The organism is Actinomyces polynesiensis, from assembly GCF_000820725.1.
In the GTDB taxonomy this organism is placed as follows: Bacteria; Actinomycetota; Actinomycetes; order Actinomycetales; family Actinomycetaceae; genus Pauljensenia; species Pauljensenia polynesiensis.
In genome coordinates, this window is the sequence record NZ_CCXH01000011.1 from 1 (window position 1) to 9,639 (window position 9,639).

The window sequence follows — 9,639 nt, forward strand, 5'->3', positions numbered from 1 at the left end:
CATGGTCTCCGACACCGTCTCCTTCCTCGCGCGCGACGCGGAGGTGATGGTGGACCTCGAGCACTTCTTCGACGGACTCGCCGCGGAGGAGGAGGGGACGGGCGGACCCGGCGGAACGGGCCCGGCAGGCGGACCCAGCGGAACGGTCCCGACGGACGGACCCGTCGGGACCGGCTCGGTCGACGCCACCGTCCCGGCTCCCGAGTACGCCCTGGCCGTCCTCCTGGAGGCGGCCCGCGCGGGTGCCTCCACCGTCATCCCCTGTGACACCAACGGCGGCAACCTGCCCGACACGATCGCCGAGGTCACGGCGCGGGTGCGGGCCCTGCTGGACGCCGAGGGGTTCGGGCACGTCGTCCTGGGCATCCACTGCCACAACGACACGGGCTGCGCGGTCGCCAACACGCTCGCCGCAGTGGGGGCCGGCGCCCGACAGGTCCAGGGGACCGTCAACGGCTACGGGGAGCGCACCGGCAACGCGAACCTGCTCACCTGCCTGGCGAACCTGCAGGTCAAGCTCGGGTATGAGGTCGTCCCCGAGTCCTCCATCGGGAGGCTGTCCACGGTCTCCAGCCTCTTCTCCGAGCTGGTCAACATCGCCCCCTTCACGCGCGACCCCTATGTCGGCCAGTCGGCCTTCGCCCACAAGGCGGGGCTGCACGCTTCGGCCATCCGGGTGGACCCCGACCTCTACCAGCACATCGACCCGGCCCTGGTGGGCAACGGGATGCGGATGCTCGTCTCGGAGATGGCGGGCCGCGCCAGCATCGAACTCAAGGCCCGCGAACTCGGCGTGGACCAGTCGGGGCGGCCCGGCGTCGCCCAGGAGTTGGCGCGGGTGGTCAAGCAGCGCGAGGCCGAGGGCTACACCTACGACGCGGCCGATGCCTCCTTCGAGCTGCTCCTGCGCGACGAGTTGGGCAACCTCCCGCGCTTCGTGCGGGTGGAGTCCTGGAAGGTGTCCTCCCAGGAGATCGCCGAGGTCGAGGGGCGTCCCTTCACCCAGACCGAGGCCACCGTCAAGGTCCACACGGACGGCCGCCACATCCGCACCGCCGAGGGCAACGGCCCGGTCAACGCCCTGGACCGTGCGCTGCGCGCGGTGCTCATCCGGGACTACCCGGTGGTGGGGGACTTCGAGTTGGTGGACTTCCGCGTGCGGATCCTCGACGAGCAACACGCGGGGACCGACGCCACGATCCGGGTGCTCATCCGCATGAGCGACGGCAAGCGCACGTGGTCCACGGTGGGTGTGGGGACCGATGTCATCGAGGCGTCCTGGGAGGCCCTCTTCGACGGCTACTGGTGGGGTCTCCTCGCCTCCGGCGTGGTGTCGCTGCTGGTGGCCGAGGGGCGCTGAGACCGCCCCTGTCGACCCAGCGTGGGGCGGGTGGTTGCCTCCCGTCCGACCGGCCCGGTGGCGGTCGCCGGTTCGCACGGTTCGGCGGGGCGACCGGATCCGCGTGGGTTGTCGCGAGGGGCGACGAGAACGGTGTCGCCTGCACGCTGCGACCACCACAGCCCGACCAACGGGGTGGGGCCGGCCCGTCAGCCGGACGCGGGCGGTGTGACGTGACCCTCCCCACCGCCGCGGCGGATGTGCCGCGCCCCGCCCCCGACGGACAATGGGGGCATGCATGGTGAGTACAAGGTCCCCGGGGGAAAACTGGTCGTCGTCGACGTCGAGGAGTCCGAGGGGGTGCTCACCGACCTGAGGGTCGCGGGGGACTTCTTCCTGGACCCCGATGACGCACTCGAGCGGATCACGGCCTCGCTGGAGGGGGCACCCGCCGGGATCTCCGCCGCGGAGGCGGCAACGCGTGTCCAGGGCGCGCTGCTGCCCACCGACACGCTCTTCGGTCTCACTCCCGAGGGTGTCGGCATCGCGCTGCGTCGCGCGCTGGGGCACGCCCTGGCGTGGGAGGACATCGACTTCGACGTCATCCACGGTCCCGTCGTGGACCCGATGATCAACGTCGCCATGGACGAGACACTCGTCGAGGAGGTGGCCGCGGGGCACCGCAAGCCCTTCATGCGTCTGTGGGAGTGGAACGCTCCGCAGGTGGTCATCGGCTCCTTCCAGTCCTACGACAACGAGATCAACCAGGAGGGCGTCGACAGGTACGGGATCACCGTCTCCCGCCGCGTCACCGGCGGGGGAGCCATGTTCATGGAGCCCGGCAACTGCGTCACCTACTCCCTGGTCGTCCCCACGGCCCTCGTCGACGGGCTCAGCTTCGAGCAGTCCTACCCCTTCCTCGACCAGTGGGTCATGGAGGTCCTGGAGAAGATCGGCGTCAAGGCGCGCTACGTGCCCCTCAACGACATCGCCTCCGAGGTCGGCAAGATCGGCGGCGCGGCCCAGAAGAGGTTCGCGAACGGGTACATGGTCCACCACGTGACGATGTCCTACGACATCGACGCCGCGAAGATGATGGACGTCCTGCGCATCGGCAAGGAGAAGCTGCGCGACAAGGGCACCCGCAGCGCCGTCAAGCGCGTGGACCCCATGCGGTCCCAGACCGGCATGGAGCGCGAGGCGATCCTCGACGTCTTCTTCGAGCACTTCCGGGACAAGTTCGGCGCCACCGAGGGCACCATCACCGAGCACGACCTCGAGGTCGCCCGTGAGCGCTGCGAGACGAAGTTCGCCACCGAGGAGTGGGTGCACCGCCTGCCCTGAGGCCTCCCCGTCGACGAGGGCGGTGCCGTCGGCTGCTCGGCCTCGGGTGCGTCCTCCCGGCTGCTCGTCGACAGACAATCCCCACCGTCGTCTGCGATGGCCTCTGCATTCGTGCAGGTCACAGCTGACCCTCGAGTCTGTGTGGGTCCCAGGGTGGACACATTGTCTGTCGTCGCACCACGCGAGGGGGGCGGACGGGGAGGAGTCAGCCCGACGCGGGCCGGGGGCCGAAGACGGCAGTGCCCACGCGGACGATCGTGGCACCCTCCTCGACGGCCCACTCGAGGTCGGCGGACATCCCCATGGACAGGGCGAGGTCCCCGTCGGAGGTGCACAGGCGCTCGGCCGCCTCGTCGCGGATCCTGCGCAAGTGCGCATAGCCCTCACGGACTGCGCGCTCATCGGGGGAGTGCAGGCCGACCGTCATGAAGCCGTGGAGGTAGAGGTGGGCGGCCATCTCGACCGCCGCCACGATGCGGGGGACGTCCTGGGGGGCGCAGCCGTGCTTGGAGGGTTCCCCGGAGGTGTTGACCTGGACGAAGACCGGGAACCTCCGGCCCACGCGGTGGTCGAGCCGGTCCACCAGGTCGGTGGAGTCCACCGTCTCGATGAGGTCCACGGCGGACAGGGCCTGGTTGACCTTGTTGGACTGGAGCGGGCCGATCAGGTGGACCTGGGCGCCGGGCACCTCCCGGATGGCTTCGACCGTGGCCCGTGCCTCCTGGACGCGGTTGTGTCCCAGCAGCACCGGGAGCCCGCGGTCGGCGAGGACCTGCGCGGCCTCCCGGCAGGTCTCGGGCGTGCGCGTCTTGACGGCGAGCTCCAGGTCGCACCGGTCGCTGCGTCCCGCGGCATCCATGGCGGCCCGGATCCGCCCACAGGTGTCGTCGATACGCACTGCGAGGGTCATCCGACGATGTTACGCGGAAGCCCGTGCCCCGTGCGCACCGTGGGGGATGGGGATCGCCACGTGGGGCGCGACGCCCTCGTGGGACAATGGGCGGGCCGGAACCGGGGCACCCCACCGGACCGGCAGAAACGGAGTCCACGATGCGCACACTGCTCAACATCATCTGGTTCCTGTTCGCCGGACTGGAGCTCTTCATCGCCTACATGGTCTTCGGCGTCGTCGCCTGCATCTTCATCGTCACCATCCCCGCCGGTGTGGCCTGCTTCCGGATGGCCCACTACGTGGTCTGGCCCTTCGGGCGGGTCGTGGTGGACAAACCCGGGGCGGGCGCGGGCTCGGCCCTGATGAACGTCGTCTGGTTCCTCGTGGCGGGCCTGTGGCTCGCCGTCGGGCACATCCTCACCGCCGCCGCGCAGGCGGTCACCATCATCGGGATCCCCCTGGCCGTCGCCAACGTCAAGATGATCCCAGTGACCTGCTTCCCCTTCGGTAAGCAGGTCGTGCCCTCATCCGGCGCCCGGCCCGCCTGAGGTACGGGATGGCGAAGAAGCACAGGGCTGCGGGGCCGACCCGCGCGATCGAGGCCCTCGAGGCGGCCGGGGTGGACTACACCGTCCACGAGTACGTCCACTCGGCGCGCTCGCGGTCCTTCGGGGAGGAGGCCGCCGAGCAGATCGGTGGTGACCCGGGGCGGATGTTCAAGACGCTGCTCGTGCGCTGCGAGGGCAACGGGGCGGGGGAGGAGTACGTCGTCGCCGTCGTCCCCGTCGACCACCACCTCTCCATGAAGGCGATCGCGAGGGCCGCCGGCCACAAGAGCGCGGAGATGGCGGATCCCCAGGTCGCCCAGCGCCGCACCGGCTACGTGGTGGGCGGGATCTCCCCGCTCGGGCAGACCACCGGCCACCGCACCTTCATCGACGACTCCGCCCTCGACCACGACACGGTGCTCGTCTCAGGGGGCAAGCGGGGGATGTCCGTTGAACTCTCGCCCCTCGACCTCGCCGAGGTCACGGACGCCGACACGGCGGACCTGCGCGCCCTGGACTGAGCCGTCGCCCACCGGGAGGGCCCGCTCAGGTGTGGCAGCCGCAGGAGGCCCGCACGACCAGGTCCATCGGGAAGACCGTGTGGGAGACCTCCACCTCGGGCTCGGAGAGCCTCTCCAGGGCCTCTTGCGCCATCTCGGCGAACGGTTGCCTCACGGTGGTCAGGGCGGGCCAGGTGTAGGCGGACTCGGCCGTGCCGTCGAAGCTGACCAGGGCGATGTCCTCGGGGATGCGCAGGCCGAGTTCGCGGATGGCGAGCATGGCGCCGACGGCGATGAAGTCCGAGGCCGCGAAGATCGCGGTGGGTGGATCCTCCAGGCCCAGCAGCTCCCGCGCGCCGCGGTGGCCGCCCTCGCGGTTCCAGGAGGTGACGGAAGGCGGGATCCGGGGGAGTCCCCGTTCGCGCAGCACGTCGTCCCAGGCCTGCCGGCGCATGTCGAGATGGGGTGGGGCCAGGGGCCCACCGATGAAGCCGATGCGGTGGTGGCCGTGGTCGGCGAGGTGCTCCGTGGCCAGGCGGGCGCCCTCGCTGAAGTCCGCGCCGACGGTCGTCAGCCCGGGCACCGGCATGGCCCTGTCGATGAGCACGCGGGGGATGCGGGGCTGGTCCAACCGGTAGAGGCGCTCGTCGCGCAGGTAGCAGTTGAAGATCAGGCTGTCCACGCCGCGGTCGACGAGGGAGGGGACGAGGTCGGACTCGCGGCGCGCCTCCTCGTGGGTGATCCCCAGGAGCACTGCGGAGCCCCTCGACTGGGCGATGTTGTCGATGGTCTCGATGAACTCTGCGTAGTAGGCGTTGACGACCTCGGGGACGACCACGCCGATGAGTCCCGTCGATCCGGTCTTCAGCGCCCTGGCACTCGGGTTGGGTCGGTAGCCGAGCTGGTCGATCGCCCGCAGGACGCGTGCGCGCGTCTCCGCGGAGACCCCGCGCGGGCCGTCGTTGACCACGTAGCTGACCACCGCCGTCGAGACCCCCGCGAGGCGCGCGACATCGGCACGGGTGGTGGGGCGCGTCGCCCTGTTCGCCATGTCGAGCTCCTCGCATCGGTCGAGGTCGGTGTCGGCGGCGGGTCCTGCCCTCCCGTGTCAGCGACGTCTCCGTCCCTGCGGTGGGCCTGCCCACGGGACAAGTCTACTCGTGGTGAATTCCCGCCAAGAGGGTTCAGTGTTATCAAGTTGTGACTGTGATTATGTACTGACAACCACGATCTACTGCAGTAGAGTATGGGCAACGGCCAACCGATGGGGGTTGGCAAGGACATCTGACCGGCACCGACGCCGGCGAGAAGGAGCAGGGGAACCGTGGACCTCGACCCGAACCGCACCGACATCGTCCACCTGCGTGCCGGCGGCACGTCACTGGTGGTGCAGACGCCCAACGCGCAGGCCCCCGAGGTCCTGTACTGGGGACGCGACCTGGGTGCCCTCACCCCCGCCGCCGTGCGTGCCCTGTCCCTGGCCTCCGAGGAGCCCTACGACGGCAACGCCCCCAACGACCCGCTGCAGGTGGGGGTGGTCCCGCTCGCGTCGACGGGGTGGATGGGGCGTCCCGGCCTGTCGGGCCACCGCGCAGGGGGCAGGGACTGGGCCCCCCACCTGCACACGGAATCCGTCACGGCGGACGTGGCCGGTGGCGTGGTCGGGGAACCGGCAGGGGAGGGTGCGCCCGGTCGCGGCTCCGATGCGGTCGTCCCCGCACCGCCCTCGCCGAGCGCTCACCCCACTCCCGCCCAGCTCCGCGGCTCGACGGTGGAACACCCCTCGTCCACGGGATCCGTGCTGGACGGCGGGGCCGGCACCGTGCGTTACGTGCTCGTCGACGAGGACGCGGGCCTGCGCGTCGAGGTCCTCCTCGAGCTCCTCGAGCAGGGGGTGGTGCGGGGACGCACGGCCCTGGTGAACACCGGCGCGGACGACTACGAGCTCGAGGAACTGTCCCTGGCGTTCCCCCTGCCCCTGGAGGCCGCGGAGATCCTGGACTTCTCCGGGAGGTGGGGCCGCGAGCGCGAGCCCCAGCGGCTCCCCGTGCGCCTGGGTTGCCACCTGCACGAAGGACGCCACGGCCGCACCGACTTCGACGCCCCGATGATGATGTTCTGCGGCGAGGAGGGCTTCGACTTCGGGCACGGGCGCGTGTGGGGCCTCCACGTCGCGTTCTCGGGCAACCACCGCACCTGGGTGGAGCGGTGCAACAACGGACGCCAGGTGATCGGCGGGGGTGAGCTCCTGCTCCCCGGCGAGGTGATCCTCGCACCGGGGGCCTCCTACACCTCCCCCTGGGTGTACCTGGAGAGCACCGAGGGCCTGGACGAGGCCGCGCGTCGCCTCCACCGCTGGCAGCGCACGCTGCCCGGACACCCCGGCACCGACCGGCCCGTGACCCTGAACGTGTGGGAGGCCGTCTACTTCGACCACGACCTCGACAAGCTCCTGCGCCTGGCCGACCGCGCCGCGGGTGTGGGTGTGGAGCGATACGTCCTCGACGACGGCTGGTTCAAGGGGCGCCGCGACGACCACGCCGGTCTGGGTGACTGGGTGGTGGACTCCCAGGTGTGGCCCGACGGGCTGCACCCGCTGGTCGACCACGTCCGGTCCCTGGGCATGCAGTTCGGGCTGTGGGTCGAGCCCGAGATGGTCAACCTGGACTCCGACGTCGCACGGGCCCACCCCGAGTGGATCCTGCGGGCGGGGCCGGAGCTGCCCATGGCCTGGCGCAACCAGCAGGTCCTCAACCTGACGGTCCCCGAGGCGTGGGAACACGTCCACTCCCAGATCGGGGCACTCCTGGACGAGTACCAGATCTCCTACTTCAAGTGGGACCACAACCGTGACCTCATCGATGCCGGGGACGCCACCCACGGCGGACGCCCCGCCGTGCACGAGCAGACCCTGGCCTGCTACCGGCTCATGGACACCCTGCGTGCGGAGCACCCGGGGCTGGAGATCGAGTCGTGTTCCTCGGGCGGGGGCCGCGTCGACCTGGAGATGGTCACCCACGCGCAGCGCTTCTGGCTCTCGGACTGCATCGATCCCCACGAGCGCCAGGGCATCATGCGCTGGAGCGAGCAGATCCTCGCCCCGGAGATGATGGGCACGCACGTGGCCTCCGCGCACTCCCACACCACGGGACGCGTCTCCGACCTCTCCTTCCGGGTGGGAACGGCCCTGTGGGGGCACCTCGGCTTCGAGTGGGACATCCTCCCCCTCGACGAGGACGAGCTCGCACGCATCCGGGAGTGGGTGAGCTTCTACAAGGCCCACCGCGACCTGCTCCTGACCGGTGACCTCGTCCGCCGCGACAGCGCGGACGGCTCCATGTGGCTCCACGGGATCGTGGCCACGGACCGTTCCCGCGCCCTCTACCAGCTCGCCACCCGCTCACGCTCGCCGATGTCGCCCCGGGGGATGCTGCGCATCCCGGGCCTCGACCCCGAGCGCACCTACCGCCTGCGTCCCCGCCTGGTCGGCGGGGGCCCAGAAGGGCTCTTCCTGCCCCCGTGGGCAGGTCCAGAGCAGCAGGGCATCGCCATGACCGGCGCCGCCCTCGCCGAGGTGGGTGTCCACACCCCCCTCCTCTACCCGGACCAGGTCCTCATCCTCGAAGCCGAGGAGGTGGTGGCCTGACCACGCAGTTCCCCGGTCGGCCGATCCCGGCCAACCGTCGTTTCCTCCAGTCAATGAAGCCATCGGAAGGAAAACACAGCCATGAAGAACCCCATCCGTCTCCTCTCCGCGACGGCCGCGGTCGCGGCCCTCGCGCTCGCGGGTTGCTCCTCGGGCGGTCAATCGGGTGAGTCGGGCAGCGCCTCGGGCAATGCCCTGGACGTCTACCTGAACATGACCACCGGGAGCCCGCAGTACACCGCCATCCAGGACCTCGCGAAGAAGTTCGAGGACGAGACCGGCACCAAGGTCAACATCACGATCGACTCCTCCAACTTCGAGAACAACATGAAGGTCCGCATGGCGGCGGGCAACCTCCCCGACGTGTGGACCACGCACGGGTGGTCCGTGCTGCGCTACGGGCCCTTCCTCGAGCCGCTGACCGACCGCCCGTGGGCCCAGTACGTCAACAAGGGCCTCGACGAGTCCATGCGGGACTCCTCCGGCACCCTGTACGCCCTTCCGATCGACTACACCGTCACCGGCATGCTCGTGAACTTCGACGTCCTGAAGGAGGCCGGCGTCGACGCCGACTCGATCAAGACCTGGGACGACTTCGACGCCGCCCTCGCCAAGATCAAGGCCGCCGGCAAGACGCCGATCGTCTCCTCCGGCAAGGACTCCGGCCCCGCCGGTGACCTCGCCAACGTCATCGCCGCGAACTCCTTCTCCGACGCCCAGCTCGCCGCCTTCAAGGACGGCACCTTCGACTCCGACGCCTACCAGAAGGAGGTCCTCGACAGGATCGGTGAGTGGGCCTCCGAGGGCTACTTCAACCCCGACTACGTCTCGGCCTCCATCGATGACATGTCCAAGCAGCTCGCCACGGGTGAGGCCGCCTTCGCCGGTGGTCAGCCCTCGCTCCTGGCGACCTCGCTGTCCTACAACCCCGACGCCAACGTCGGCTTCATCCCCTTCCCCTCCAACGGCACCAACGGCCAGTACCTGGTCGGCGGCGAGGGAATGGCCGCCTTCGGCGTCTGGAAGGACAGCCCCCGCAAGGAGGAGGCCCTGAAGTTCGTCGACTTCCTCGCCGACCCCGACAACGCCAGCGTCCTGCTGAAGGCCTACGCCTCCTACTCGGGCCTGACGAACGTCAGCGTCGACCTGGGCACACTCCAGTCGAGCTACGACAAGTGGGTGGCGCCCGCAGAACTGCCGACCAAGCCGTTCTTCGACCGCGTCTACCTGCCCAACGGCATGTGGTCGACCATGGTCAGCTCGACCGACGCCGTGATCTCCCAGCAGGCGACGCCCGCCGACGGGACCAAGCAGATGGCTGATCAGTTCAAGACCCTGTTCGGGCAGCAGGGCTGATTCCGTACGGGGTG

At 70.1% G+C, this 9,639-nt stretch carries 8 protein-coding genes and 1 pseudogene; 7 read left to right on the forward strand and 2 right to left on the reverse strand.

Annotation, left to right across the window (positions count from 1 at the left end; genetic code table 11):
• Positions 1-46: 46 nt before the first annotated feature.
• The 3 genes and pseudogenes from TA90_RS15945 to TA90_RS00385 form a co-directional block, all read left to right on the forward strand.
• Positions 47-460, forward strand: a pseudogene (locus tag TA90_RS15945) (hypothetical protein); the annotation flags it as partial.
• 96 nt (positions 461-556) lie between these two features.
• Positions 557-1,360 carry an alpha-isopropylmalate synthase regulatory domain-containing protein gene (locus tag TA90_RS15950; RefSeq protein ID WP_407921567.1) on the forward strand — a complete coding sequence of 268 codons (804 nt, stop codon included), beginning with the start codon at positions 557-559 and terminating at the stop codon, positions 1,358-1,360.
• A 273-nt stretch (positions 1,361-1,633) separates the two neighbouring features.
• The gene (locus TA90_RS00385) at positions 1,634-2,683 is read left to right on the forward strand and encodes a lipoate-protein ligase LplAB (RefSeq protein WP_043534057.1); all 1,050 of its coding nucleotides are present in this window, start codon (positions 1,634-1,636) and stop codon (positions 2,681-2,683) included.
• Positions 2,684-2,888: 205 nt separating this feature from the next.
• On the opposite strand, the gene TA90_RS00390 is transcribed toward TA90_RS00385, so the two are convergent.
• Positions 2,889-3,593: a YggS family pyridoxal phosphate-dependent enzyme gene (locus TA90_RS00390; RefSeq protein WP_043534058.1), complete on the reverse strand. Its 705-nt coding sequence runs from the start codon at positions 3,591-3,593 to the stop codon at positions 2,889-2,891.
• 140 nt (positions 3,594-3,733) lie between these two features.
• Here TA90_RS00390 and TA90_RS00395 point away from each other — a divergent pair, with 140 nt between their 5' ends.
• Positions 3,734-4,123, forward strand: coding sequence for a YccF domain-containing protein (locus TA90_RS00395; protein WP_043534059.1), 390 nt, complete (start codon positions 3,734-3,736; stop codon positions 4,121-4,123).
• A gap of 8 nt (positions 4,124-4,131) precedes the next feature.
• Complete coding sequence (gene ybaK, locus TA90_RS00400; protein WP_043534060.1) at positions 4,132-4,644, forward strand: Cys-tRNA(Pro) deacylase; 513 nt, start codon at positions 4,132-4,134, stop codon at positions 4,642-4,644.
• A gap of 25 nt (positions 4,645-4,669) precedes the next feature.
• Here ybaK and TA90_RS00405 read toward each other — a convergent pair whose 3' ends face one another.
• On the reverse strand, positions 4,670-5,674 hold the full coding sequence (locus TA90_RS00405; RefSeq protein ID WP_043534061.1) for a LacI family DNA-binding transcriptional regulator: 1,005 nt from the start codon (positions 5,672-5,674) through the stop codon (positions 4,670-4,672).
• Positions 5,675-5,947: 273 nt separating this feature from the next.
• On the opposite strand from TA90_RS00405, the gene TA90_RS00410 reads away from it, so the two are divergent.
• Positions 5,948-8,269 carry an alpha-galactosidase gene (locus TA90_RS00410; RefSeq protein WP_043534062.1) on the forward strand — a complete coding sequence of 774 codons (2,322 nt, stop codon included), beginning with the start codon at positions 5,948-5,950 and terminating at the stop codon, positions 8,267-8,269.
• Between the two features lie 81 nt (positions 8,270-8,350).
• On the forward strand, positions 8,351-9,625 hold the full coding sequence (locus tag TA90_RS00415) for an ABC transporter substrate-binding protein (protein WP_043534063.1): 1,275 nt from the start codon (positions 8,351-8,353) through the stop codon (positions 9,623-9,625).
• Positions 9,626-9,639 lie beyond the last annotated feature (14 nt).

Excerpts from the sequence above, each read along its gene's own strand:
- TA90_RS00405 (WP_043534061.1), bottom strand. The coding sequence starts at position 5,674 with ATGGCGAACAGGGCGACGCGCCCCACCACCCGTGCCGATGTCGCGCGC.
- ybaK (WP_043534060.1), top strand. The coding sequence starts at position 4,132 with ATGGCGAAGAAGCACAGGGCTGCGGGGCCGACCCGCGCGATCGAGGCC.
- TA90_RS00415 (WP_043534063.1), top strand. The coding sequence starts at position 8,351 with ATGAAGAACCCCATCCGTCTCCTCTCCGCGACGGCCGCGGTCGCGGCC.
- TA90_RS00390 (WP_043534058.1), bottom strand. The coding sequence starts at position 3,593 with ATGACCCTCGCAGTGCGTATCGACGACACCTGTGGGCGGATCCGGGCC.
- TA90_RS00395 (WP_043534059.1), top strand. The coding sequence starts at position 3,734 with ATGCGCACACTGCTCAACATCATCTGGTTCCTGTTCGCCGGACTGGAG.
- TA90_RS00385 (WP_043534057.1), top strand. The coding sequence starts at position 1,634 with ATGCATGGTGAGTACAAGGTCCCCGGGGGAAAACTGGTCGTCGTCGAC.